Source organism: Bacillus sp. FSL W7-1034, assembly GCF_038593365.1.
GTDB classification, from domain to species: domain Bacteria; phylum Bacillota; class Bacilli; order Bacillales; family Bacillaceae; genus Bacillus; species Bacillus altitudinis.
On record NZ_CP151989.1, the window covers coordinates 196,994 to 223,801 of the forward strand.

26 protein-coding genes are annotated in these 26,808 nt (G+C 41.0%); 19 read left to right on the forward strand and 7 right to left on the reverse strand.

What is annotated here, in order from left to right:
* Window positions 1-144: 144 nt before the first annotated feature.
* The 5 genes from NST73_RS01120 to NST73_RS01140 all read left to right on the forward strand — a co-directional run bounded on the left by NST73_RS01120 (window position 145) and on the right by NST73_RS01140 (window position 4,603).
* The gene (locus NST73_RS01120; protein ID WP_024719122.1) at window positions 145-864 is read left to right on the forward strand and encodes an ABC transporter ATP-binding protein; all 720 of its coding nucleotides are present in this window, start codon (window positions 145-147) and stop codon (window positions 862-864) included.
* Entirely contained in the window at window positions 833-3,298 is a 2,466-nt protein-coding gene (locus NST73_RS01125) for an FtsX-like permease family protein (protein ID WP_301232082.1), read from the forward strand. Before NST73_RS01120 ends, NST73_RS01125 begins: the two co-directional genes overlap by 32 nt.
* 5 nt (window positions 3,299-3,303) lie before the next feature.
* A complete protein-coding gene (locus NST73_RS01130; protein WP_048002314.1) occupies window positions 3,304-3,816 on the forward strand; it encodes a PadR family transcriptional regulator in 513 nt (170 codons plus the stop codon).
* Between the two features lie 126 nt (window positions 3,817-3,942).
* Window positions 3,943-4,335 (forward strand): RidA family protein, encoded by a 393-nt coding sequence (locus tag NST73_RS01135; RefSeq protein ID WP_301232081.1) that lies wholly within the window; start codon window positions 3,943-3,945, stop codon window positions 4,333-4,335.
* Between the two features lie 70 nt (window positions 4,336-4,405).
* A complete protein-coding gene (locus tag NST73_RS01140) occupies window positions 4,406-4,603 on the forward strand; it encodes a hypothetical protein (RefSeq protein WP_041091718.1) in 198 nt (65 codons plus the stop codon).
* Between the two features lie 119 nt (window positions 4,604-4,722).
* On the opposite strand, the gene NST73_RS01145 is transcribed toward NST73_RS01140, so the two are convergent.
* Complete coding sequence (locus tag NST73_RS01145; RefSeq protein ID WP_342499309.1) at window positions 4,723-7,725, reverse strand: amino acid adenylation domain-containing protein; 3,003 nt, start codon at window positions 7,723-7,725, stop codon at window positions 4,723-4,725.
* Between the two features lie 386 nt (window positions 7,726-8,111).
* On the opposite strand from NST73_RS01145, the gene NST73_RS01150 reads away from it, so the two are divergent.
* From NST73_RS01150 to NST73_RS01205, 12 genes are all read left to right on the forward strand, one after another.
* A complete protein-coding gene (locus tag NST73_RS01150) occupies window positions 8,112-9,239 on the forward strand; it encodes a DUF418 domain-containing protein (RefSeq protein WP_144668345.1) in 1,128 nt (375 codons plus the stop codon).
* 173 nt (window positions 9,240-9,412) lie between these two features.
* A complete protein-coding gene (locus tag NST73_RS01155; protein WP_008343911.1) occupies window positions 9,413-9,784 on the forward strand; it encodes a GntR family transcriptional regulator in 372 nt (123 codons plus the stop codon).
* A 5-nt stretch (window positions 9,785-9,789) separates the two neighbouring features.
* Complete coding sequence (locus NST73_RS01160; protein ID WP_144679773.1) at window positions 9,790-10,665, forward strand: ABC transporter ATP-binding protein; 876 nt, start codon at window positions 9,790-9,792, stop codon at window positions 10,663-10,665.
* Window positions 10,649-11,254 carry an ABC-2 transporter permease gene (locus NST73_RS01165; RefSeq protein WP_341014715.1) on the forward strand — a complete coding sequence of 202 codons (606 nt, stop codon included), beginning with the start codon at window positions 10,649-10,651 and terminating at the stop codon, window positions 11,252-11,254. The genes NST73_RS01160 and NST73_RS01165 overlap by 17 nt, the downstream gene beginning before the upstream one ends.
* A 185-nt stretch (window positions 11,255-11,439) precedes the next feature.
* Window positions 11,440-11,655: a helix-turn-helix transcriptional regulator gene (locus NST73_RS01170; protein ID WP_193804009.1), complete on the forward strand. Its 216-nt coding sequence runs from the start codon at window positions 11,440-11,442 to the stop codon at window positions 11,653-11,655.
* Window positions 11,652-11,951 carry a hypothetical protein gene (locus tag NST73_RS01175; protein ID WP_008343907.1) on the forward strand — a complete coding sequence of 100 codons (300 nt, stop codon included), beginning with the start codon at window positions 11,652-11,654 and terminating at the stop codon, window positions 11,949-11,951. Before NST73_RS01170 ends, NST73_RS01175 begins: the two co-directional genes overlap by 4 nt.
* 55 nt (window positions 11,952-12,006) lie before the next feature.
* Entirely contained in the window at window positions 12,007-12,954 is a 948-nt protein-coding gene (locus NST73_RS01180) for an alpha/beta hydrolase (RefSeq protein WP_342499310.1), read from the forward strand.
* A gap of 93 nt (window positions 12,955-13,047) precedes the next feature.
* Window positions 13,048-13,938, forward strand: coding sequence for an AraC family transcriptional regulator (locus tag NST73_RS01185; RefSeq protein WP_342499311.1), 891 nt, complete (start codon window positions 13,048-13,050; stop codon window positions 13,936-13,938).
* A 129-nt stretch (window positions 13,939-14,067) separates the two neighbouring features.
* Window positions 14,068-14,700 carry a TetR/AcrR family transcriptional regulator gene (locus tag NST73_RS01190; protein ID WP_173408444.1) on the forward strand — a complete coding sequence of 211 codons (633 nt, stop codon included), beginning with the start codon at window positions 14,068-14,070 and terminating at the stop codon, window positions 14,698-14,700.
* Between the two features lie 28 nt (window positions 14,701-14,728).
* A complete protein-coding gene (locus tag NST73_RS01195) occupies window positions 14,729-15,400 on the forward strand; it encodes a hypothetical protein (protein WP_045034667.1) in 672 nt (223 codons plus the stop codon).
* 27 nt (window positions 15,401-15,427) lie between these two features.
* On the forward strand, window positions 15,428-16,186 hold the full coding sequence (locus tag NST73_RS01200; RefSeq protein WP_342499312.1) for a DUF4097 family beta strand repeat-containing protein: 759 nt from the start codon (window positions 15,428-15,430) through the stop codon (window positions 16,184-16,186).
* 219 nt (window positions 16,187-16,405) lie between these two features.
* Complete coding sequence (locus NST73_RS01205; RefSeq protein ID WP_024719138.1) at window positions 16,406-17,794, forward strand: amino acid permease; 1,389 nt, start codon at window positions 16,406-16,408, stop codon at window positions 17,792-17,794.
* A gap of 40 nt (window positions 17,795-17,834) precedes the next feature.
* Here the strand turns inward: NST73_RS01205 and NST73_RS01210 are convergent, their stop codons facing one another.
* The 5 genes from NST73_RS01210 to fabF all read right to left on the reverse strand — a co-directional run bounded on the left by NST73_RS01210 (window position 17,835) and on the right by fabF (window position 24,738).
* Complete coding sequence (locus NST73_RS01210) at window positions 17,835-18,716, reverse strand: glycerophosphodiester phosphodiesterase (protein WP_017358710.1); 882 nt, start codon at window positions 18,714-18,716, stop codon at window positions 17,835-17,837.
* Between the two features lie 92 nt (window positions 18,717-18,808).
* Window positions 18,809-20,143, reverse strand: coding sequence for a glycerol-3-phosphate transporter (gene glpT, locus NST73_RS01215; RefSeq protein ID WP_008343899.1), 1,335 nt, complete (start codon window positions 20,141-20,143; stop codon window positions 18,809-18,811).
* A 218-nt stretch (window positions 20,144-20,361) separates the two neighbouring features.
* Window positions 20,362-21,132 carry a SurA N-terminal domain-containing protein gene (locus NST73_RS01220; RefSeq protein ID WP_342499313.1) on the reverse strand — a complete coding sequence of 257 codons (771 nt, stop codon included), beginning with the start codon at window positions 21,130-21,132 and terminating at the stop codon, window positions 20,362-20,364.
* A gap of 152 nt (window positions 21,133-21,284) precedes the next feature.
* Entirely contained in the window at window positions 21,285-23,348 is a 2,064-nt protein-coding gene (locus tag NST73_RS01225) for a thioredoxin domain-containing protein (RefSeq protein ID WP_342499314.1), read from the reverse strand.
* 157 nt (window positions 23,349-23,505) lie between these two features.
* Window positions 23,506-24,738 carry a beta-ketoacyl-ACP synthase II gene (fabF, locus tag NST73_RS01230; RefSeq protein ID WP_335364812.1) on the reverse strand — a complete coding sequence of 411 codons (1,233 nt, stop codon included), beginning with the start codon at window positions 24,736-24,738 and terminating at the stop codon, window positions 23,506-23,508.
* 103 nt (window positions 24,739-24,841) lie between these two features.
* Between fabF and NST73_RS01235 the strand changes: the two genes are divergently transcribed.
* Both NST73_RS01235 and NST73_RS01240 read left to right on the forward strand, forming a co-directional pair.
* A complete protein-coding gene (locus tag NST73_RS01235; protein WP_008359338.1) occupies window positions 24,842-25,678 on the forward strand; it encodes a helix-turn-helix transcriptional regulator in 837 nt (278 codons plus the stop codon).
* A gap of 186 nt (window positions 25,679-25,864) precedes the next feature.
* Window positions 25,865-26,074 (forward strand): hypothetical protein, encoded by a 210-nt coding sequence (locus NST73_RS01240; RefSeq protein WP_039169340.1) that lies wholly within the window; start codon window positions 25,865-25,867, stop codon window positions 26,072-26,074.
* Between the two features lie 145 nt (window positions 26,075-26,219).
* Here the strand turns inward: NST73_RS01240 and NST73_RS01245 are convergent, their stop codons facing one another.
* Window positions 26,220-26,726, reverse strand: coding sequence for a hypothetical protein (locus tag NST73_RS01245; protein ID WP_058336284.1), 507 nt, complete (start codon window positions 26,724-26,726; stop codon window positions 26,220-26,222).
* Window positions 26,727-26,808: the final 82 nt, after the last annotated feature.

Genomic DNA, 26,808 nt, shown 5'->3' on the forward strand with positions numbered 1-26,808 from the left:
TTTGGATATGAAAATCTAAAGGATTTTTTTATATATTTAGTAAGTAATAAATAAGATGTAAATACATATTATCATGATTTAAATGTTGAAATAATATATACTTAGTATATAATTACTCCGTAAAGGGATGGGAGGAGTTTGCAGATGATTCAGATCAAGCATGTGAAGAAGGAGTTCATTCAAGGCCAGGAGCGGACTGAGGTGCTGAGGGGCGTTGATTTGACGGTAGAAGAAGGGGAGTTTGTAGCGGTGATGGGACCGAGTGGTTCTGGAAAAAGTACATTACTTCAGCTGTTAGGCGGGCTTGATCTGCCTACTGATGGAGAGATTTTGATAGATGAGCATCAGTTAAGTGAGATGAATGAGAAAGAGAGAACGATTTTTCGCAGAAAACAGATTGGGTTTGTGTTTCAAAATTATCAGCTGCTGCCTACATTAACTGTCGAAGAAAATGTGGCGTTTCCGCTGCATGCAGATGGACGTTTAACAAAGGAGAATCAACAGACGGTTGTAGAGCTGTTAGAGGCTGTTGGCTTGAATGGGCTTGGGCGGAAACGGGCTAGTTTGCTGAGCGGCGGGCAGCAGCAGCGTGTAGCGATTGCAAGAGCTTTAGTCAATCAGCCGTCAGTGCTGTTAGCAGATGAGCCAACGGGGAACTTGGACCGACATAGAGCGGAGGATATTTTGGCGTTAATGTGCAAGTTCAATCGAGAAAGCAAGCAGACGATTATTATGGTGACGCATGATATTTTCGCAGCGGGGTTTGCGGACCGAATCATCCTTTTTAAAGACGGTGTCATTGATCAAGTGATTTCTAGAAAGGATGATGATTATGCTCAGTATGTGGCGAATTTCATGGCGTAACATGCTTCAGCATAAAAAGCGGTTCGCCATTTCTGTCTTAGGCATCATGGTGGGGATCGCTTTTGTCACGTCGATGCTCATTGCCGATCGAACGACAAATGATGTGTTTCATTACTATGAGCAAATGTATGTCGCTGATGCAGATTATTGGGTGTTGAGTGATGATCATACGTATGATGAGGAACAGATCTCCTCCATTTTAAAACATCCTGATGTGACAGGATCATTATTAGCGCTGGATAAACAGACGTTTTTTGAGGTAGAAGGTGATCACTCTCTTAACCAACGGGCGGTGCGCATTACCGGGGTGCAAGATCAAACGAGCTCTTTACTGAAGCTGCCTGTGATTGAAGGGCGTTTGGATAATCAGGGGTTGGTCATTCCAGATGTTGTGGCGAAGCTGCTGAATAAAAAAGTGGGAGATACCATTCGTTTTTCTGATTTGGGCGAAGCGAAGGTATCTGCCATTGTGGAATATACACAGCTGCTTTCAAGTCCGAGTGACTGGAAGAGTGCAGAATCATCGAGCTTTCGTGTGATGGCGCCGCTTGATTTATTGAGAGACTGGACGGGACTCGATCATCAGCTTTCTTATATGAGATTTCAGACGAATGATGGCGGAGAGCAGCTCTTTCAATCTTTACAGAAAGAGTTCAAGGATGCCGATGTTTTTGTCCAGCCTGTGGTGGCGGATGACCGGCAAAGTAATGACATTGGCGGGTTGTACACGTTCTTTTACCTCATCGCAGGGCTGTCGATGTTTATGAGCGGTTTTATCGTGTTTAATATGATTTATACGAGTGTGATGGAACGCAAAAAAGAATTTGCGATTATGAAGAGCTTCGGTTATACACAGGGCTCTGTTTCTAAGCTGATGTTAATTGAGGTTTTGATCTTGGCATGTATTGGAACCGTCATTGGGGTGCCGATTGGCGTTTGGCTTGGGGATGTGTTCATGCAAACACTGCTTGGTGTGTTTGCTTTTGATATGGTGTATTCGTTAGATTGGCAAGTGCCTGTTGTAATAGCAGTGATCATTGGTATTGTGTTCCCTGTGCTGTTTTCGTTATTTCCGATCTATCATGCAGGGAAAACGTCTGTGCTGCTGACTTTAAAATCCACAACCCAAACTTCTGCACCGAAGAAACAATCGGTCATTAGAGCGGCGATAGGGATAGGCTTGCTTTCATTTGTATGGGTGGATCATCCGGCTGCTTATCTTGCCATTTTAGCCAGCATGGTTCTGTTATTCCCATTTTTTCTGCTCTTTTTGAACCGGTTGTTGGCGCCTCTTTTGAAGCTTGTTTTTGGCTATCCAGGTCATCTATCAGCGCAGCATGTCACGCAGCAACTGAATCGAAATGCGAATACGGCGGCGATTCTAGCTGTTGGGATTGCTGTGATCTTGCTTTTAAGTGCGGTCATTGAATCGGCTCCAGATGGCTACGAAAAAGAGATTCGTCAAACGTATGGAGGCGATCTCAGGGTTACTTCTGAAGCCCCATGGACGAAAGCGGATCAAGAAAAGCTGTCATCCTATGAGGCTGTTGAGCGGGTGGAACCGATGATGGAAGCGGCTCCTTTGACATGGGAAACGGCTGATGGAGAGAAAAGACAATTTTCTCTGATCGGCGTAGAGGAAAAGGGACCGTCTTTTATAGAAGATGACAATAAAGGCGATTTGTATCAACATTTAGCAGAAAAGCCCTCTATCGTGTTAGGAGAGCGTGCGTTTGATGAATGGGGTGGGCGTATTGGAGAGAGTGTGTATCTCAATGCACCTTCTGGTCGGCAGCAGTTACAAGTCATTGATGTGGTCAAGACTTCTCATCATTCAGGTTATGTGGCATTTGTCGATCAGACATTTTTACAAGAGGATTTAGGGTGGACGCAGCCCCTTGATATCCTGCTTACGTTAAAAGACAAAGGGGCCGGTGAGTCTTTACGAGATCAGCTATGGGAAGACTTTGGGCAGCGGCTTTCAAAGGTGAAAACAGTAGAGGATGAGATTGAATCAACGACATCGGCTTTAACTGGTATGAACGAGTTAATTTCTATGATGCTCATTTTCATTATGGGGCTCGCGAGCATTGGAACAGCCAATACACTGTTGATGAATACGCTTGAACGTACATCTGAGATTGGCACCATGCGGGCGCTTGGGCTGACAAAACAGCAGGTGAGAAAAATGATCGTCGGAGAAGGTCTGCTCATTGGGTTATCAGGTGTGATTGGCGGCATTTTATTTGGTGTGATTCTTCTATATGTCTCAAGCCAATCTGATTGGCTCGGTGGATTTGTTTCATTCCAATTGCCGCTTGTGCATCTACTGCTGGCAGTGATCGTAGGAATTGCACTCAGTTTAGCGGCTTCGTGGATTTCTAGTGCGACAGCGAGTAAAATAGAGATGATATCATCTCTCAAAGAAGGTTAAATCATATGTCAGTGAAATACGGAATTTTAACATCGCTCTGTCAGCAGCAACATCATGGATATGAATTAAAGCTAGAGCTGGAGTCATTGCTCGGAATAAAAGGAAAAATCAACCCGGGTCAAATCTACACGACGCTTGATCGGTTAATTCGTGATCAATTGGTGACAGCAGTGGGAATAGATGACCAAGATCGAAAGCTGTACGACGTGACGGAAGAAGGCAGACAAGAGCTGGAATCATGGCTGTTGGCGCCTGTTCCGTATCATGCTGCAAAGGATGATTTTCACTTTAAATGGGGCTGTGCACGGAAAATCAGATTTCATCAAGAAAAAGAAATGCTTCAGCAGCAGAAAGCCGTCATCATGAAAGATGTGATGGAACTCACGAAGCTGAAAACGGAATGTCTTGTGCAAGGTGATGAGAGTCGGTACTTATTGATTTCTGGCACGCTGCTTCATTTAGAGGCGGATTTGAATTGGATTCATCAAATTGAGCATCGGAGCGGAGCATCATTTTAGAGAGGTCTTTCTTTTGAAGAAAGGTCTTTTTTTTGGCTTCGTTCGGAGCATACGCAGATAGGATGGGAAGAAAGTTTGGTATGATAGGTGTAAATTGATTGTATTTTCAGAAAAGGGGTTTGATCAATGAAAACATCACGTAATCCTGAGACCATTCACGCGCCAGTTGCACCGTACATCCATCAAATAGAGACAACAGGGCCGCAGCGGTGGTTAACCTTATCAGGGCAAGTGGGGATGGAAGTCGATGGGACCATCCCAGCGAGCCCGATGGAACAGCTCGAGCTAGCGTTAGAGAATGTAAAACGCAATGTAGAAGCGGCAGATATGAAAGTAGAAGATATAACGAAGCTTGTGTTTTATTTGGTAGGTGAGTTTGATGCTGAGAGAAGAAAACGAATCATGGGTCAGTTTTTAGGAGACCATCTGCCTTGTATGACGATGATTTATGTGGTGGCTTTGGCTTCACCTGCTTTAAAGGTTGAGGTGGATGCTTGGGCTTGTCGGGATATGGATTGATGAAATGATTGTTTATATCAGTTGAATATGCTAAAAATGGTATAAAAAGTGTTAATAAAGAGGTGGTTTTTTGTTTCAATCAAACCAAGAATTGAAAAAAACGGTGGTCTTTTATGCAGGTGTGGGAGCTGTTTTGCTGATTCTCATGATGTTGAAATGGCTGCCGGTTTCTGCAGATTGGGAGTTGCCGTTGATTTTGTTTGGATTGGGGATTTTGTTTTATGTGAAGCGTGTGCTTTTTAAAGAAGAAAAAGATCATAAGGCATAAGTTTTCTACCGAGGTGATCTAGAAAGGTACAGCTGATGAAAGGTAAGTAATAAAAGGTTGGATGTTGCATCCAACCTTTTATTACTTCCTGTACTGAGTTTAAAAACAAGGGAATGCTTTTATATTCTCAGGGCAGTGTTTGAATCAAATTTTAAAAATCCAATGTCCTCCATGTATTTGAAATAGCGTTTGATTAAATGATCATCCATAGGGGGATAGGTCATTCCATGTGCTTGGAGAACCGTTTGAGTATTTGTTGAGTCAAAGTGCGCCATGTTTTCGTATAGTTCCCAGACTGTTTTGTCTCGTTCTACCTTTTCAGTGAGCATTGGAAGAAATGGCGTAAGGGCGTTGTCTGCGTGTTGGTCGCTTGCTTGAATGAGAGCTTCTACCCAATCGTTATATGCTTTCTTTTCTAATGGATAGCCTATTTCTTCTGTGATTTTTTGAAAAAATTCACCTAATTCCATGCTTTCTTCTTGAGGTGGAACGAGGTGATAGGCTTTGCCGAAGTTGGCTGGATCCTTGCATATGGTTGTAATGGCTTTTGAAACAAAGTCGACGGGTACGAATTCTTTTCGTTGATTCGGTAGCTCACCGTAAGCCTTTAATTGGATGCATCCTTTGATTAGTCTCGCCATGTAATCCTCTGTATTATGAACGCCTGTTTGACTGTCGCCCATGATGAAGCCGGGGCGAAGGACTGTGATCGGCACGCCACGTTTTTTTGCTTCCCACATGATTTTTTCTGCCACCCATTTACTTTGAGAGTACCCAATGTCCTTTTCTACAATAGGAAGATAAGCATCGATGGATGTATCTTCAAAAAGAACGGTCGTGCCATCTAGATACCCGGCAGGTCCGAATATGGCAATGGTCGATAAGAAATGAACAGGCTTTACCTGTTCTGTGCAGGCGAGTTTGATGATATTTTCTGTGCCGGTGACATTTGTATCCTTGTGCATGTGATAGGGCTGAACGTAATTGACTTTTGCTCCATTATGATAGATGGCATCAATGGTTTGGGCGAGTTGTTGAAATTCCTCTGTTGAGAGTCCTAGTTGAGGCTTGTCCAAGTAACCTACAATCGGTTTTAGTTGTTTCAGATAATGTTCGTCCCATAGGTGATATTTCTCCATATTTACTTGTATTCTCTGTCTTGCGTGCTGTTTGTCCCTTGCTCTGATGACACAATAGATTTGGATGGAGGGATTCATTCGAACAAGCTCTTTAATGAGATAAGCGCCTAGAAAGCCGGTTGCTCCTGTTAATAACACGGCATTCTGCTTAAAGGATTTAGAATCGAATAGGTGCTTTGGCTGAATCTTTTCATCTAAAAATCCCTCTGATGTGAGCTGTTGTTTCGGCTCAGGTGTTTGATTTTGTAGCATAAGATGAACTTGTTGAATCGTAGGATGTTCATAAAGGGTGCTGGCAGGTAGTTCAACGTGTAATGTCTCCTGCATACGCATTAAGGTTTTGGCGGCAAGGATGGAGTTTCCTCCTAAGTCGAAGAAGTGATCGTTTGTGCCAATGGGCTCTACCTTTAATAGATCTGTCCATATTTCACAGAGTGCTTCTTCGGTTTGATTAGTTGGTGCGACATATTCAGTTTGCAGTTTGGGTCTGTCGAAATGATGTCTTGGTAGTGCTTTTCGATCGACTTTTCCATTTGTGGTCGTAGGGAAGTTTGTCAATAGAACATAATGTGCAGGGCGCATGAAATCAGGGAATGTTTTCTTTGCATAAGTTTGAATGGTATATAGATCCCATGTCTTTTTGTTGGACGGAATGATGTATGCAATGATGCGCTTATCCCCAGGTATCACTTCTGTGGCTGTCACCAAACAGGATTTAACACTTGGATGCTGGATCAACACATGCTCAATCTCGCTAAGCTCAATACGAAAGCCTCTAATTTTGACTTGGTCATCCTTTCTACCAATATATTCAATCAGCCCATCAGGTTGTTGTCGAACAAGATCCCCTGTTTTGTAATAGGTTCTTCCATTCCGTTCGATGAAACGTTCCTTTGTTAGGTTTTCTCTTCGCCAGTAGCCTAATGCTAGTCCATCTCCTGAAGTGATGAGTTCCCCTATTTGTCCTTGAGAGACAGATTCACCTTGTTCATTTGTGATGTCAATGATGGTTCCTGCTACAGGTCTGCCAATTGGTATACTGACGAGATCATCCCAGGTGTCTGGCAGTTGAAAAGTTGTTGTGAAGATTGTATTTTCTGTCGGGCCATAGCCATTAATGATGGTCGTATGTGGGAGCTCCTTTAATGCTTGATGAACGACTTGAGGAGACATGACATCTCCGCCAGAGACGATGTATTTAACTGATTTGATATCGTTCAGGTGTGACTCCATCATCAAGTTGAACAATCCAGTAGTTAAAAAAAGAATCGATACATCATAGTCTTTAATGGTTTGACTGACGAGTTCAGGAGTCAGTTTTCCAGAAGGAGGAATAGCGAGTGTCGCTCCATTTAATAAAGCGGACCATATTTCAAATGTAGAGGAATCAAAAGAGATGGTAGATAATAATGCTAAGGTATCAGAAGAATTAACGGGCAGAAAGGAAGGGTTATGCGTTAGGTGCATGATACATCTATGTGTAATGACAACACCTTTTGGTTTTCCTGTTGTGCCAGAGGTATACATGATATAAGCGGCATCAGAAGGTTTTACATCAAAAGACGGGTTTGACGTTGATTGTGTAAGGATGAGATGTTTTTCTTTATCTAAGTAGATAGTAGGAATAGGCAAGGAGGTTAGGCTTTGAGTGACATGTGATGTTGTGAGTAAAAACGATAGTTCGGCATCTTCAATCATAAATTGAATACGTTCACTAGGGTAATTTATATCTATAGGCACATAAACGGCTCCTATTTTGGTGATAGCGAGAATAGAGACAATCAATTGTGGTGATCTTTCTAAGGCTAGGCCAATATGAGAAGCTTTCGTTACGCCCATTTTGATAAGGTAATTGGCGAACTGGTTACTTTGTTTCTCAAGTTCAGCATATGTGATGTTCTGATGGTTGCACGCTAAAGCTGGATGATGCGGCGTGTGAGTGGCGTGGTGTCTCATGATATCACATAAATTTTGATCATTCATGATGATATTCCCCCTCTAGAATTTGATAGATTAGGAATGTTATTCCTAAATCCACCCAAAGTGTATATGAAGAAATATTCATTGTCAATGAAGGTTATATTAACAATGAAATGTAAAATTTATATAATAATTGAAATAATATGCAGATATATTGTCCTATTTAGAGATAAAATGTATGGGACCCTCGGCTTTTTCCTTGAATGAGCGTTTTGATGATCAAGAGGAGATGAAAATAGGGGGAAATTGAATCATAAGATAGGCTGGATTCACTGATAGGATGAAAGATCACTTTTTTATTAGAAATATATATACTATTTCGAAAAATATTTGGTAAAATATACAGGTATATCTTAAATTTGTTATATATTGTTTAAGGAGCTGTCGTGTTGAAGGGATCTAGGGTTGAGTTTATTGATAGTTTACGTGGTTTTAGTTTATTAGGTATTTTGATTGTGAATATGCTTAATTTTCAATATGATTATGATTTTGAGAAGATGTTTGATCCGAGCATATGGGGGCAGGAGTTTGGGGTATATGTGACGGAAATCTTGTTCCAGGGGTCATTTTATCCGATTTTCTCCTTTTTGTTTGGGTATTCTTTTATCAAACTGATTGAATCTACAAAGGCCAAGGGGCTGAATACGAATGCCATCGTCGTCCGCCGCGGCTTTGGTCTTATTGTGCTTGGGATGCTGCATTTAATCTTTATTTGGAGTGGCGACATTCTTCTCTATTATGGAGCTTGTACGTTTTTCCTAATGATGTTTATACACAGCCGAATCAAAACAGTGTTTATATGGTCGGGAATTTTAGGTGCCATATCTTTAGTGATTTATCCATCTCTAATGAATTTTATTTACGGAAATTCTGAATTATTAACAAATGTATATGGAACTGGTACATATGGCGATATTGTGTTGAGCCGGATTACAATCGAAGATGATATGGTAATCGTCTCCATCATGATGGCAATTGTAACACTTACTCTGACACCAATTTTAAGTCTTCTCTATGCTCCTATCATGATCGGTCCATTTGCACTGCTTGGCATGGCGATCGGGAAAAAAGGTCATTTGACAGAAGAAGATCGAGGCATGGCTTATCGTAAAGGCTGGGTTTGGATGATTATCATCGGGCTCGCTTTAAAATGTGCGACGTTCAGTGATGCTCCTTGGAGTGAAATGGTGTTGACGTTAGGAGCCTATGTCCTGACGATCGGTTATATTCAAGCTTTTATTGTCTTCTACTATTCAAAGGCTGCACAAGGGTTGAAACGTCTGCTTGCAGGACTGGGCCGATTGTCTTTATCAAACTATTTGGCTCAATCTATTATTTGTACAACGATTTTCTATTCTTACGGACTTGGGTTATTCGGACAAATGGGCTCAATGTTTGGACTGCTACTTGCTGTTGGACTTTACACAGCTCAGCTGTTCATCAGCTATCTATATTTGAAAAAGTGGAGAAGAGGGCCTGTGGAATGGCTTATGGGAAAATGGGTATATTGGAGATAAATTGATTTGTTGAGGAACCGCATGGCTGAAGAGCTGTGCGGTTTTTTAGTTGGATCGCATTCAAAAAAGTTAATAAAAGGAGTTGAATATTTTTTCAGTGTGTATATAATGTATATATAGCGTATATACAATATTTCATTGCGAATACCAGTACAGAAAAAAGAGGTTTTTATATGCAAATTACGATTTCTAACCATTCTAAGGAGCCTATCTATGAGCAGATTACGACGCAAATCAAATCGTTGATCTTAACGGGGGAGCTTGCAGAAGGTGCGGGACTGCCGTCTATCCGAAAGCTGGCGAAGGATTTACAAATCAGCGTCATCACAACAAAACGTGCATATGAAGAGTTAGAGAAGGCAGGATTTATTTATTCGATTGTCGGTAAGGGATCATTTGTTGCCGAGCAAAACCTAGAGGTCATGAGAGAGAAAAAATTGAAGGTGATTGAGGAACAGCTTGGAGCGGTTGTTACAAACGGCAAGGAATTAGGCTTATCTTTTGATGAATTGCAGCAGTTATTAAAGTTCTTGTATGAGGAGTGAGATGAGTGGAGCACGTGATTGAATTCAAAGGAGTATCAAAACGGTTCAAAGACTTTTCTGTGCAGAATCTCGATTTACAGGTCAAAAAGGGCTTTGTTACTGGGTTTATTGGAGAAAATGGAGCTGGTAAGTCGACCACGATTAAAATGATCATGAATTTGTTAAAACCAGATTCTGGTGAGGTTAAAATTTTTGGATTAGATTATCGCACCCATGAAAAAGAGATTAAGGAACGAATTGGCTTTGTTTACGATGCTAACGTTTTTTTCCCAGGATTGAATTTAAAGGACATCAAACGAATTGTGGCACCTGCCTATAAACGCTGGGATGACCATCTTTTTTATCAATATATTGAACAGTTTGGTCTGCCGCTGAATAAAGCGATCAAGACATTTTCAAAAGGGATGCAGATGAAGGCGTCACTTGCGATTGCGCTGTCGCATCATGCCGAGCTGATTATCATGGATGAACCAACTGCTGGTTTAGATCCGGTCTTTAGAAGAGAGCTGCTCGGCACGTTACAAGAATTGATGATTGATGGAAATCGAACGATTTTTTTCTCAACGCATATGACGACTGATTTAGATCGCATCGCGGATTATATTGCGTTTATACAAAATGGAAGATTGGTCTTTCAACAGTCGATTCATGAGGTGGCGGAGAATTATGCGCTGGTAAAGGGGAGCCTGGATTTGCTGGATCGAGACACAGAAAAGGCGTTTATCCATATTCAGCGTACGGCAGCCGGATTTGAAGCATTAACAGATCGGATTGATGAGGTGAAGCTTATTTTCGGGGATGCTGTTGTGATTGAACCGGCGTCGCTTGAGGATATCATGTTTTATTTGAAAGGCGGGGTTGCGCATGTTTCATTTAATTAAGCGTGATGTGATTTTGCAAAAGAAGCAGTTACTTATTTTTATTCCGTTTATCTTATTTTTCATTTTCATGGATGTCCATCCAGTATTAACGTTTCTAGTCGCTAGTGTCTTCATTCCATTTAACACATATGCTTATGATGAGAAGGCAGAAACGAATATTCTATTAAATTCCTTGCCCTATACACGTAAAGAAATTATCGCATCACGTTATCTTGGCGCCATTTTCTATATGAGTATTGCGATCGTGCTGACAAGTGCTGGATTATTTGTGTTTGGGAAGCTGTTTTCGCTGTCAGATATTGCGATTGGCAGCGGGTTGTTTTTATTGTTCGCAGCATGTACGTTTCCATTGTTTTATATCTTAAAGCCTGGTTATATCACAACGGCAGTGATCATTGGCTTTATCGTATTATCTGCTATGGGACCGCCTGTTGTTCTCTATTTAGCAGAGCAATTCAGTGGGATCACTGATTTTATCATGAATTTATCGATCCCTATTGTCTATACGGGGTCAACTGTACTGATTATGCTCATCTACTTGCTGTCTTGGGGACTTTCTACTGCGATTTACCAGAGGAAAGTGTTTTAAATCAGAAGATCACATCATTTATAGAAGAATCATTCATTTTGAGGTAGGCCTTTCAAAATGGATGATTCTTTTTTGCATCCGGTGAAATTGACATACAGAAGAAAAGAGGTTATTGTTAATTAACATAATGTTAATTATTTTTAACATATTGTTAAATAAATCATCCTTTAAGAAAGGAATTTGAAATGGAGATTAAAAATAAAATTAAGGTATTACGGGCAGAAAGAGACTGGACACAAAAGGATTTGGCAGAGAAGTTAGGTGTGACTCGTCAAACTGTGGCAGCGATTGAAAATGGTAAATATTCTTTGTCTTTAAAATTAGCATTTCAAATTGCTAGGACATTTGAAGTTGATTTGTATGACGTATTTCAAGAGGTCGACAAGGAGGAACAACAATGATAACGACGATCATACTTTATTCTCTCATTACCCTTTCTATTTTAAGCACGGCCTTTCAATTTAAGAAAAACCGTGAATATAAACATGATGAACGAGGTCAATTTATTTTAGCGAAAGCCGGAAGTTTTTCCATTATAGGTGTGGCTTTAGCCTATATATTGGTTGCTGTCGTTCAATCTTTGGTCCATCAATTCTCATCTCCAACAGAGTGGTTTTATATAGCAATTACGTTTATGTATGTATCAAGTGTTTGCGCAAATACAATCGGCATCATCTATTGTGAAAGAAAATATTAATTTTCATCGATGGATGTAAGCTAGAGTTCTTCATCATGAAGGGAAGAGAAAACCAATGAAAAAAATATTGAGAATCATGTTGATCTCCATAGGCACCATTATCACGGTCATGGTTGTTTTTCTAGCTACTGTTTATTTTGTAAACCTCGTTAGTAATGAACGGGAGAAAGGGAAAATAGAAGCTTATGGGCAAAAGGTCTTGGTGGATGGGAAGGAGATGAATGTGCTCATTGAAGGCGATGGGAAAGAAACGATTGTCCTTCTCCCAGGCTATGGAACTGCTTCACCCGTGCTGGATTTTGAACCGTTAGTCAAGGAGTTATCGCCATATTATAGAGTCGTAGTGATTGAACCGTTTGGTTATGGTTTAAGTGACGACACAGATAAAGTAAGGACAAGTCAAAACATTGTGGATGAGATTCATGAATGTTTGCAAAAACTCAATATTAAAAAATATACGCTAATGGGTCATTCGATTTCTGGCATTTATGGATTAGAATATGTGAATCAATACGAAAAAGAAGTCCAAGCCTTTGTTGGAATTGATAGTAGTTTTCCTAAGCAGGAGGATGCAGATGAATTGCCAGTTCCCAGCTTACAGCTGCTTCATCAATCCGGCTTTTACAGATTGATAGTGAAAATGAATCCAGATCAACTGGTGATGCCTAAAGTAGATGATCAAACGAAAGCTCAGATTAAAATGCTGACTTTCCGAAATTTCTTGGATGAAAGCCAAGCTAGTGAGGCAGAAAACTTTAAAAACAATTTTAAAAACGCTCAACGCCTACATTTCCCTAAGAAGCTCCCTGTTGCTTTCTATCTAGCGGATCAAACGGAGAAAGAAACACCAAACTGGAAACCAATGCATGAAGAGCTGCTGAAAAATGTAGACCACGGAAAAGTCGTTACTTTCAAAGGCGGCCATTATTTGCATCATACGAAATCAAAAGAAATCGCAGATGATGTGAGGGAGTTTCTATCGAACAACGAGCGCTCACGTTAGCGTTTTTCCTCCTCAGCTGGACAGATGAAACATCGCAATTTTGATCAAAACGAGTGAACTGATTTGTTTTATGATCAAGAAGAGGTGAGGGAGATGATGTATAGTCGGGTGACGCAAGAGGTGATTTCTTATTTGGAGTCGCATTTGATGGATGAGCTGTCGCTGAAACAGGTGCATGAGAAAGTAGGATATTCACATTTTCATTTGCTGCGTGTATTTAAACGAGAAACCGGGCTGTCGATGGGGGAATATGTGCGGAAACGAAGATTAGCTACGGCTGCACAGCTTCTTTTGTATACGGATCAGGGGATTTTAGACATCGCTTTTTCGTTACAATTCCAATCGCAGGAAGCCTTTACGCGTGCTTTTAAGCATCTTTATTCTTTACCTCCCGGAATGTACAGGTCCATGATGAGAGACATGCAAATGAAAAAGGAGGAAGATTCGATGACATTACATGAAGCAGTACCTGGCTGGGGTTTGAGTGGTTCACATCCGCATATGTATGAGATGGGTGTTGATACAGCAGAGTTTCATACGGGAAAGCAATCAGGTGTTTTATCATCTAAAGAAGGCGTACAAGAAGGACAGTTTGCGACGATGATGCAGGGGTTTCAAGCAAAAGAGTATGTAGGCAAGCGGTTGAAGCTCTCTGCTTTCTTGAAAACAGAGAATGTATCTTCAGCAGGAATTTGGATGCGGGTAGATGACGGAAAGGGTGATACGGTGCAGTTTGATAATATGCAGAATCGACCTGTGACAGATTCTACGGAATGGAATCAATATGCGATCGTATTAGATGTTCCTATGCGCAGTGAATCCATTCATTTTGGAGTGCTACTCAGCGGTCATGGAACAATCTGGGCTGACGGTTTTCGATTTGAGGAAGTGGATGAGAAAACACCTACAACGAATATGGTGGAGGCTTCGGCTCTGCCAGATGTGCCGATGAATTTGCATTTTGAGCTTGAGAAGACCGTGTGAGCGGTCTTTTTTTGTTGTATACAAATCTGCATGAACCGTTTATAATGAAAAATATAATTAAACATACCGACGGTCGGTATGTAAAAGGAGGCGTTTGAACTGGCGCGAAATAAGTATCCAGAAAAGACGATGCAGCAAATTTTGGACGTGTCGACAAAGTTGTTTCAGGAAAAGGGATTTGAAAAGACAAGTTTGCAAGATATTATCCATGAATTGAATATGTCAAAAGGGGCTATTTATCATCATTTTAAATCGAAGGATGAAATATTACGCGGCGTGATGGATCGGCAGTTTCGTTATGCAACCGAGAAGCTAGAGGAGTTAATTGAGCATACGGAGGCAGCTCATGCGAAAGAGAAGCTGCAGCTTATTCTGGAGCAGCTTGTGGCAGACCCGCAGTCTCATTCGATTGATGGGATCTTGGTTGATCAGATGAAAAACCCACAATTTGTGATTGAAGGCATGAAGACAGGTGTCAATCAGGATGCTTTGAGAATCAAACAGTTAATCATTGAAGGGATTGAGGATGGTTCGATGGAAACTGCGTTTCCTGGTGAAGTGGCAGAAGTATTTTTGCTTCTTGTGAATATATGGTTGAATCCCACCTTGTTTGTACGCAATCATGAAGAAACGGTCCAGCGTTTGTGTTTTTTAAAGCAGATGATGAAGGGTCTTGGCGTGGATATTGTGAGTGATCTATTTATTCAAAAGGTGACAGCGCACTATGCTGAAATTGGCGGGTATGATCTGCCCGAAAAGTAAAGAATGCCAACTGATAGGAGGATGACGTATGATTCATTTTATGAAGGTTGAGCTAAGAAAAGGCCACATGAAGCAGTATATTCAAGCTAGTTTCATCGCGAGTATTGTGCTGCTAGTATTCATCTATTTTATTGCGTTTGCTGCAAAAATTGAACGCGAACCGGGTTTTCAGCAATATACGAATATTTATTTGTTAACGAGTACAGTATGGATGATCTTTTTTTCTATCATCACAGCTATGCTGTATTGGCGTGTAGGCAAGACTGTTTATCAGGAACGCACATCCAATTCAGTGAGATTCCTTTCTCATATGATATGGATGGTGTGCCTTTCAACGTTTGCGATGATGTGCAGTATCATTCCTTCGTTTGTTGTGTTTAGTGTGACTGAATTGTTTTTCCCTATTGTTCACGATACGCTGACGGCAGGTTCTCTGTTTCAATTGATGAAAACATTCTTTATGTTGATTGTTTGTGTTCAAGCGATTGGCATGATGGCGATGAGAATAGGGTTGAGCAAGAAATCTGTTTTGATGACCGTCCTGACTGCAATTGTTTTATGTGCTGTTTTAGGAAATGTATCGCTCGCCATTTATGGCAATGATCAAATGAACCTCATCCTGTCAGGAGTGATGATTGCAGCAGTCCTCATTGTGATCTTGGAATTGTGGAGCCGCATCGGCCGGCTGCAAACGAGGTAATTCATGATGGGAAAAGGATGGAGACATGTGAAGCATACGGTTCAAATTGAAGAAGCAATAACGGAACTTTCATTAAACTGGCTGGTGGGAGATGTTCGCCTTTATCACCATGATCATCCTTATTTATTGGTGAAGCAGACCACCAATCACGTATTCCCCCATCGGTATTTACTGCATCATCAAGTGCAGGAAGGCAGGCTAGTCATTCAAGATAAAAGAAAACGAGCGATCAGCTTGGGGCTTCATCTTCATCAAACGAATTTGGAGATTTACCTCCCTCAGGCACAGTTACAGTCCTTGTCTATTCATTGTAAAGGAGCAAATCTACTTTTGGATGGACTGAAGGTGAAGGAGGCTGACTGCCAATTGATTTCTGGAAAGTCCATGTTTACGGGAGAAATCAAGCATCTGCGCTTGCAGACAGTGGGTGGACTTATCTCTAGTCAACAGCTCAACACGCAGACATTGAGCCTGCGTACTACTTCGTCAAAAGTGGAGATGGTAGGTGCTTTTTCAGATATTGATCTGAATTTAATAGGCAGAAGGGTACAGATACATTCAAAGGCCATGCTGCATTCGCTCAAATCGACGTCAACTGGATCATCTGTCAAAGTGGCGATTCCGGAAAATGATGGATTTATTTGTTATGTGAAGAAAAGATCAGGTACTTTTCACAATGACTTTCCTTGTGTTGATGATCAGGATAGAATGGTTTATAAAAATGGAGGGAAAAGCTTTGAGGTCGATATAAGGGGAGGTTCTTTTCTATTAAGTGATGGTCATTGAAGCGATGATGATCCTCTGATTCGATATATCAATATAAAATAATTTGAATATCTTTTTATGTCAGAATATTTTGTTAATAGTGTTTTCCTCAAAAAAACAATTGTTTTTTAAGGGTAGATTTATTATGATAATATACATCGAAAGATTGAAGATTTTGAATCAGAATGAAAATTCTGATTTTTTATTTTTTATGTTGTTTGTTGATGAGGGGGAATAGAAGTGGCTCAAAAGGAATTAAAGAGAGGGTTAAGTGCTCGTCATATTCAAATGATTGCGCTTGGCGGCACAATTGGTGTTGGCTTATTTATGGGGTCAGCTAAAGCCATTCAATGGACAGGTCCATCGGTTCTTCTCGCGTACGCAGTGTGTGGTATTTTTATCTTTTTTATTATGCGTGCGATGGGAGAAATGTTGTATCTTGAACCGAGTACGGGATCGTTTGCTACATTTGGGCATCAATATATTCATCCGCTTGCGGGGTATATGACAGCTTGGAGTAACTGGTTCCAGTGGGTCATTGTTGGAATGTCTGAGATTATCGCCGTAGGCGCTTATATGAAATATTGGTTCCCGGAGTTACCGGCGTGGATTCCCGGATTAATCGCCATGATCATTTTAGGTGCGGCCAACTTGATTTCGGTTAAGTCATTCGGTGAGTTTGAATTCTGGTTTGCGATGATCAAGATTGTGACGATTATTTTAATGATCATTGCAGGTTTAGGCATTATTTTCTTTGGGTTTGGCAATGGTGGAACAGCGATTGGTTTGTCTAACCTTTGGGCGCACGGCGGGTTCTTTACAGGTGGATTTAGCGGTTTCTTGTTTGCATTGTCCCTAGTGATTGCTGCCTATCAAGGGGTAGAGCTCATTGGGATTACTGCAGGTGAGGCGCAAAATCCGCAAAAGACGCTGACAAATGCCATCAAAAGCATCATCTGGCGTATTTTGATTTTCTATATCGGTGCGATCTTTGTCATCGTAACGGTGTATCCGTGGGATCAGCTGAATACGCTCGGCAGTCCATTTGTGGCGACGTTTGCGAAAATTGGAATTACGGCAGCAGCAGGTATTATTAACTTTGTTGTCATTACAGCAGCGATGTCCGGCTGTAATAGTGGAATCTTCAGTGCGGGGCGTATGCTTTATACATTAGGTGTGAATGGACAGGCACCTGCTTTCTTTACAAAAATTTCGAAGAATGGTGTACCGTATTTTGGGACATTTGCTGTGCTGATTGGTTTAGCGGTTGGGGTGGTCTTAAATTACGTTTCTCCGCCAAACATTTTCGTTTATGTGTATAGTGCGAGTGTCCTTCCTGGTATGGTGCCTTGGTTTGTGATTTTAATTAGTCACATTGGCTTCAGAAAGGCGAAGGGGGCAGCGCTTGATCAGCATCCGTTTAAGCTGCCGCTTGCGCCATTTTCTAACTATTTGACAATCGGATTCTTGCTGATGGTGCTTGTGTTTATGCTGATTAATCAGGATACACGAATTTCTCTCATTGTGGCAATTGGGTTCTTGATTTTAGTGGCGCTTAGCTTTTTTGTATTTGGAATTGGTAAACGAAAACCGATTGAAACAGCTTCTTCTGATCAAACGGTGGAATAATCAAAAGCCTTGCGGAGTGGACCCGCAAGGCTTTTGTCGTTTACAGAGAAGCTTTGACACGCTGAAAGACATCTGGAAAGTTGGTGAAAAGACCGGTGACGCCGTATTGCAGAAGACGTGTCATGTCTGCTTCGCTGTTTACCGTATATGGGTGAAGGAGGAGTCCGTGGCTTCTGACCTGCTGTACATTTTCAAGTGTCAAAGCTCTAAAATTCGGTCCGACCCCCACTGCATACGATTTGATGAAGTCGAGCTGATCATCTGTAATAGACGTCATTTGCGCTCTATCTAATAGCTGTACTTTTGGAAGCCGAGGGGCGAGTTTCTGCAATTTTAATAGACTTTCTTGGCTGAAAGATTGGATGATGACCTGCCCTTTTCTCGTATGTTTTCCAAGAAGATGATGTTTCTTTAAGACGGCCAATAGTTTTTCTTCCATTTGCGGATAGATGTCTGGTTTTTTGGTTTCAATATAATAATTTTCTCGTTTACCGAAGTAGCGTAATACCTCATCTAATGTGAGGACTTGCTGTCCAATAAAGTGGGCATTTTGTTTGTCGGGGTTGGCTTCGTTAAACCATGCACCGGCATCGAGCTGTTTGATTTCGGCAAGTGTGAGGTCTTTGACCCAGCCTGTTCCGTTTGTCGTCCGGTCAACCGTTTCATCGTGCATGACGATGAGGTGTCCATCCTTTGTCATTTGAAGGTCAAGTTCGAGGTAATCTGCATTCATCTTTGTGGCGAGCTTGTAGGAAGCTAGGGTATGCTCTGGGGCATACCCTGATGCTCCGCGGTGTGCAACGGTTAAAATGCGATCTGGAGATAAAAGATGTTCATGTGCCGATATGGTGGTCGGCACCCAACCAAAAGACAGTAAAGCAAAAGAGAGTAACACGAAAGCAAGTAATCTACTTTTCTTCATATTTTATCCTCCTTTTACGGTAACTGCCTCCATCATAAGAAATAGATGTAAAGGGCATGTTGGGCGGAGATGAATCTTTTATGTGATTTTCATTAAGCTTGCTCTACGCGCTTTCCTGTATTCCATGTCATGGCGAGGAACACAATTGCAAGGATACAAGAACCAACTAGTAAAATGAAACCTCCTGTCCAGTCATAGTGATCGACGACGACACCCATCATGGCATTAGCAAAAGCAGAGCCGCCAATATATCCAAAGAATCCTGTCAACCCGGCAGCAGTGCCAGCGGCTTTTTTCGGAGCGAGATCAATGGCTTGCAGTCCAATGAGCATGACGGGTCCGTAAATTAAAAACCCGATGCTGATGAGGGCAATGTTATCAACCATTGGATTGCCAGCAGGGTTTAACCAGTACACAAGAACCGCAATTAATACGCCAATCATAAAGAGGACGCCAGCAGGTGCGCGGCGGCTTCTAAAGAAGCGGTCACTAATCCACCCGCACAATAATGTACCAGGGATGCCTGCATATTCATAAAGGAAATAAGACCAGCGTGAATGCTCTGGTGAGAATCCTTTTGCTTCTGTTAAATAGGTAGGTGCCCAGTCTACGACCCCGTAACGGACAAAGTACACAAAGACGTTGGCAATGGCGATATACCAAAGGAATTTATTGTTGAGTACATATTTGAACAAAATCTCTTTTACGGTTAATTCTTTTTCTTGATCTTCATATTGTTGTGCCGGATAGTCATTTCGGTATTCTTCAATTGGCGGAAGACCAGCGGATTGCGGGGTGTCCCGAACGAGAAGAATGATGACGAAAGAGACGATAATGGCGATGATGGCAGGGAAGAAAAAGATACTTTTCCACGTCGCAAACAAAACAATTCCTAATGTAATAAGCGGTGCAAGAATCCCCCCGCCGATATTGTGAGCGACGTTCCAAATGGACATTTTCGTACCACGTTCACTCACCGAAAACCAATGCGCCATCGTTCGTCCGCATGGCGGCCATCCCATTCCTTGAAACCAGCCGTTTAAGAACATGAATAAAAACATGATCCATACACTGGATGTCACCCATGGAAATGAGACAAATAGAATATTGATAAGAGCTGATAGAAAGAGTCCAGCGGCTAAAAAGTATCTTGGGTTACACCGGTCTGAGATCATCCCCATAATGAATTTACTAAAGCCATAAGCGATTGAAACAGCCGCCAGTACAAAGCCTAATTCACTCTTTGTGAACCCCTCTTCCTGTAAATAAGGGATGGCAAATGCGAAATTTTTGCGCAGCAAATAGTAGCCCGCATATCCGATAAAGATTCCCAAAAAGACTTGCAGCCGTAGCCGTTTATAGGTTTCGTCTGTTTTGGCATCATCGAGCCTGTCGATATGCGGAGCTGGTTTAAACCATTTGAACATAAACATCCTCCTCTTGTAGATATGACTGAAACAAAAGTACGAGGTCTGTCTTTGATCTTGTACTTTTTCAGAGACAAAAGAATTGATAACGCTTTCTTTTGTACTCCCATCATATCGGATGGAGAAGATGTTTATGATGAGGCTTTTGTCATTATTTTGGAAAAACAGTTCGTGAAGTGATGAAAAAAATCCGCACAATGGCGGATTTTTAATAGTGGTTAAATTGATACATCAATTTTTGCAGATTTCTTTAGTTGATCAATTTCTTTTTGTACTTCTTTTTGCTTTTCTTGAGATTCTAACTGCTTCTTGATTTGTGATTTGACGTCTTTGAAATCAGGTGCTTTTTGTTTTTGCTTTTTCATTTGTTCGGCGTATTGGTCATAGTACGCTTTGACGTCTTTTTCAGACACAGAGGCTGATTTAATTTCTTTGTCGACATATTGGCTGTATTTGATGCTGTCGGCAATATCATTTTTCAGCTGATCCATTGTCAGTCCGCTCTTTTTGAGTGCTTCTTCAAATTGAGCATTGTCTTTAAATTGTTTCTTTTCTTCTTTTAGCTGCTTATCGACTTGCTTGTCAGAGGCTTTATAGCCCTTCTTCTCAGCATCTTGCAGGATGAGCTCTTGACCTACTAGCGCATCAATGGTTTGCTTCTTGACAGCTTTTGCGCCTTCTTTAGATGTTGGGTCTTGTCCTGACTGCTGAAGTTGACCTTGAATGGTCGATAAGGCGCTATTGTATTCACTTCCTGTGATTTTATCTTTGTTGACGGTCGCAACGACCTTTTGATCATCAATTTTTTGTGCGTCTAATTTCTTTTGCATCTCTTCCATTTGCTTTTGCTGCTCTTTTTGGTCAGCCTGTGTTGTTTCCTTGCTTTTGGCTGAATCGTTTTGCTTATCCTGTTTCGCATCGTTTGATGAGCAGGCTACAAGCCCCACTGATAACAGACAAGCAATGAGTGTATATGATACTTTTTTCAATTATTTTCTCTCCCTTCGGTATGAGAACATCTAGTGCGCATTCTAACCGTTTTAGAGGAAAAATAAAACCGTACAGATGAATTGTTAGCGGATTGACATGTTTTTTATCTGTTTGTCCTCATTTTGTCTTCTCATAGTCATCATATGACAGCTCAAATTTGAAATAATTGTTCCATCGCTTCGTCGAGATTGGTGATCGGCTGGCGGCAGCTGTAGTTTTCACAAATATAGACTGTCGTGCTGTCGTTGATCGTTTTGTAATCTTTTGCAAAAGGTGCGAGCCTTGCTAATTCTTGCCCTGTTTCGGCAGTTAAAATGAGATCAAATGGCATGAATCGTTTTTGCAATGCTTGTAGAAACTGTTCTTTTTGCGGATCGCCCTTTTTCCCGAGAATAATGATTTCTCGTTTTACGGCATATTGGCTTAATAGTCCTTGTAAAAAGGCGGTATGTCCGCTTGGATAGGAAGAGACATCGACGTAAAAGGCGCTGAACATCTTCTCTAGTGTTTCGATCCAGTCTTGACGTCCGATCATTCTGCTTAGTTTCAGAAGCTGTTGGAGTGCAGTACTGTTACCAGACGGCATGGCCCCGTCGTATACTTCTTTTTCACGAACAATAAGCGCTTCTGCATCTGAGCCTGAGAAGAAAAAGCCCCCGATTTGCTCATCCCAAAACAGTTCAAACATATTTTCAGCAACGGCTCTGGCTTTTGTCAGCCAATCTAGGTCAAAGGTCGCTTCGTATAAAGACATATAAGCTGTGAGCATGTGCGCATAATCTTCGATAAAGCCTAGATGCTTCACGTCCCCTTCCCTGTAGCGGACCATGAGCCGTCCCTGTTGAACGAGCTGTGTTTCGAGAAAAGACATTGCCTGTTTTGCCATGCGTATGGTTTCTTCTTCATGAAAGACACTCCTTGCTTTGGCAAGTGCGGAAATCATCAGCGCATTCCATGAGGTGAGTACCTTGTCATCGATTAGCGGTGCAGGTCGCTGCTGTCTTACAGTGAGTAAGATGTGTCGAGCGGATTGCAGTTTGGAATGAAGGGTTTTGTCGTCGATTGAATATGCTGCCTTGATGTCATCAAATGAGGTGGAAATGGTATGAGGGATGTTCTGTCCTTCAAAATTTCCTTCCTCTGAGATGTGGTAGACCGCACAAAATAAAGTGCCGAGGTCATCGCCTAAATGGGTCATGATCTCCTTTTTTGTCCAAACGTAATATTGCCCTTCCTTTCCTTCTGAATCGGCATCGATTGCCGAATAAAAAGATCCGTCACGATTCATCATGTCTCGTTTGATAAAATGAATGAGGTCTTGGACAAGCTTTTCGTACTCAGGGTGTTGAGTGATTTGATAGGCTTCGGTGTAGGCATCTATTAGCAAGGCGTTATCATACAGCATCTTTTCAAAATGCGGCACAAGCCATTTTTCATCGGTTGAATATCGAGTAAATCCAGAACCAATATGATCATAAATACCGCCGTTTGCCATACCGTTTAACGTTTTTGTGACAGCATATAACGCATTTTCTTGCCCTGTCCATTCAAAATAACGCATGAGAAACGTGAGCATATGAGGCGCAGGAAATTTAGGCGCAGAACCGAAGCCGCCATACAGCGTATCAAAGCTGCTCATGAGCTGATAATAGGCTTTGTGAATCGACTCCTGAGTGAGCGTATTCTCTGTCTGTCCTGCTGCCTTGATCCGCAAATTATTTGTTGCCTTTTCTGCCAATGATTCAATATGATCTCGATCGTTGTGATACGCATCCAGCAATTGCGTCAGTGCTTCAATGAAGCCAGGACGGCCGTAAGCACTTCTTTTTGGAAAATAAGTCCCCGCATAAAACGGCTTTTGATCAGGCGTGACAAACACGTTGAGCGGCCAGCCGCCTTGCCCAGTCATCATCTGACAAACGGACATATACATCGAGTCAATGTCTGGACGCTCCTCACGATCGACTTTGATTGAAATGAAATGCTCGTTTAGGATGTCGGCGACTTGTTGATCTTCAAAGCTTTCGTGTGCCATGACGTGGCACCAGTGGCAAGTGGCATAGCCGATGCTGACAAGCACCGGTTTATTTTCACGTTTCGCTTTGTCGAAGGCTTCTTGCCCCCACGGATACCAGTGAACTGGGTTGTGAGCGTGCTGAAGGAGATAAGGTGATTTTTCCGTGATGAGTGGGTTGGGTGTTTGGTTCTTTGGCATGGGTCACCTGCTCTTTCAATTTTTTAAGTATTTTCTTTTCTCCATTTAATATATCAGATTGCTGAGGCTCGTCATATTTTGTCTGTGAGGTATTCCCATCATAAAAAAACAAGGGCTATAAACCCTTGTTTTGTCATTATTTCACCTTTTCACTACTTCAATCGTAATGTTTTAACAAGATGGCTGAATTATGTCCTCCAAAACCAAAAGAATTGGATAGCCCATATTTCAATGGAAGCTGTCTCGCTTCTAATACAACATCTAAATTGCAATCTGGATCTTGTTTCTCTACATTAATAGTTGGCGGAATCATTCCTCGTCTCAAACTTTCCACTAAAGCAATCGCTTCTACTCCGCCTGCAGCACCAAACATGTGCCCAGTCATTGACTTGTTCGCAGTTGTTGGAATTTCACCTGATCGATCACCAAATAATTTCTTAATGGCTAGAACTTCTGAACGATCACCTACTTGTGTACTTGTTGCATGAGCACTAATAACATCGATTTCACTTGTTGATATATCTGCACTGCTCAATGCTTTCTTCATGGCTAAGTAGGCACCCCTACCTTCTGGGTGTGAAGCGACCATATGATGTGCATCTGAACTAGCCCCGTATCCCACTACTTCACATAATATCGGCGCATCTCTAAGAATTGCGTTGTCTAATGATTCTAATACTAAGATACCTGCGCCTTCACTCATAACAAAGCCATCTCTATCTGTATCGAATGGACGGCTGGCTCGACTTGGGTCTTGGTTTCTAGTAGACAGTGCATGTGCGTTTCCAAAACTAGCCAAAGATATCTGGTTGACGGCAGCTTCTGCTCCACCGGCAAATATAATATCTGCTTCATCATTTCGGATCGCATTGAAAGCTTCACCAATAGAAGTGTTACCGATAGAACAAGCTGTGACTGGTGACAATGATGGCCCTTGTGCGCCTAATTTAATGCTGATTTGGGCCGCAGCTGCATTTGAAATCATCATGGGGACAAGGCTAGGGCTTACTCTCGATGGACCTCGTTTATCTAATACATTCACCTGATCAACAAGCGATTGTATGCCCCCGATTCCTGAACCAACATATACGCCTAAACGTTCAAGATCTACTTGATCTAACTGTAATTGCGAATGTTCTAATGCTTGTTCGGCTGCTGCTAAGGCAAACTGACTAAAACGATCTAATCGTTTTGCTTCTTTTCTCCCTAATATTTCATCTGCATCGAAATCACGAACGATTCCAGCTATTTTTGTTTTATAATCAGTCGTATCAAAAGAATCAATGAGAGATATTCCCGATTGTCCTTGAACTAGTTGATTCCAAAAGCTATCTATATCATTTCCAAGTGGAGAAATAACTCCCATTCCAGTAATGACAACTCTTTTCATGATCATTCCCTCCTTGTTTTTATTAACTTTAGCCATTGTGTTATCCTATTACAAGTTGTTGTTTATCCTAGTATAATGAATAATATTTTAAAGGGTGATCATATTGAAACCTGAAACAAGACTTCAAGCATTATCAGAATTTCTAAAAAACCAACGTTCAAAAATCACGCCTCAAATGGTTGGTTTACCTGTAGGAACCCGCAGAAGAACACCAGGGCTCAGAAGAGAAGAAGTAGCTCAACTAGCCGGTGTGAGTCTTACTTGGTATACATGGTTAGAGCAAGGCAGAGATATAAAAGTATCTACTTCGGTATTAGATGCTATTTCTAGTGCATTACAATTAAATAACGATGAAAGGAGATATTTGTACGCTTTAGCGTTAGAGGAAGGTGTGAAACAATCCTATATCATTGAGAATGAGAAGGAAATCAGTCCGGCTTTAGTGAAAATTTTGCAGGAACTTCGTTATTGCCCAACAATTATATCTGATAGAAGAAGTCAGATTGTTGGGTGGAATCAAGCAGCAGCTAATGTATTTTTGGACTTTGAACAAATCATCCCGGCAGAAAGGAATATCATACGCTTACTATTCGCAAGAAAGGAATTTAAAAGTTTAGCCGTGAATTGGGAGCATTTTGTAAGAGGATATATCGCCATATTTAGAACGTATTATGGACAGTATGTGGCGGACGACTGGTATGAGCAATTTATAGAAGAAATGGAGCAGGCATATCCTGAGTTTCGTAAAATTTGGAATGAAAATGAGATCAGTTATGCACCTGAAGTATTAATTGAATTTCGTCATGCTAAGGTAGGGAAAATGTTGTTTAATCTCACTTCATTACAAGTGTACGGGGATACTGATTTAAGATGCAGTGTCTATACTCCAGTTGAGGATACTGAAACGGAGCTTAAGTTGAAACGTTTAATTGAAGGGTAGCTATTATTTGGAGAGAAGAATAGATTTGAGGTATCCTTCCATGTTCAGAAAGTAAATAAATTAGGTATTTATGATAGAAATTATTTCTTTACTTCTTAAAACTTAATCATGACATTTAGCTTCTTCGGATATCGCTGTTTGAGACATGCCGCCTATTCGCTTATCTAGTTCAAAAGGAGAGATAAAATGGATTATGTTTATCAGAAAAAGGAGAAGAAAAACGGTAATTGTGTTATTTCCGTTAGAGATAGATGGGAGAATTCAATAATTGAATTTGAAAAAAAGCAACATCATATTGATATAGTGGTTAATTACCGTAATGATAAGACTACGAAGTATTCAATACCAATAGACATTTGTGAAAAAGTTTACGATGATTTGCAAAGAGGTAATTGAGGGGATTTTGGTTCTTTCAACTACCTCCGTGTTACATTTATATTCGCTTTTCTATTCATAACTTCAATTTATCTTTGCTTAACCAAGGTTACGCTTCTACAATCTCTAATAACACAGCATTTTGATGTAACTTGTCAATTCTCCACTACCTCTTCACTAGTACATATTGTAAGTTTTCTAATTCAAACATATCAATCAGTTCATCGATCCCTTTAAAATCGATATGTTTTCCAAACCGTTTTGTGCTTAGGTCAATTTCTACATCCAATTGATCGTCCTTTTCTTTCATTTCGAGTTCATTTAGACAAGAATAGATTTCGATGTTTTCTCCTTTTGACAGCTCTTTTTCAATGAATTTAAAAAGTGCACGAAGAGAATGAATGATGTCTAATTCATAAACAAAAGGGTGCGTGAATTTGTTTCTTACCGCTTCATTGACGGGATCTAGATAATCAATGTGAATGCCTTCGAAATCCTCTTCTGTTTCAAATACTTCTATCAAAAGATCATCTTTTTGATAGATTTTGGGCTTTTTTTGTTTTTTATCAAACATGCTGATATTGAGTTCAGAGAATGGTTTATAGGTAGGATTTTGACCAATGGTACCAAGTGGCAGTTCTTTGTTTGATCCAATATAATGCTGTAAAGTCATGGGTTGCCCTCTTTCCTTGAAATATTCCTTATAGCGTTGATTATTTCCTTTTTACCAATTTAGAGGTGAATATGCAATGGCT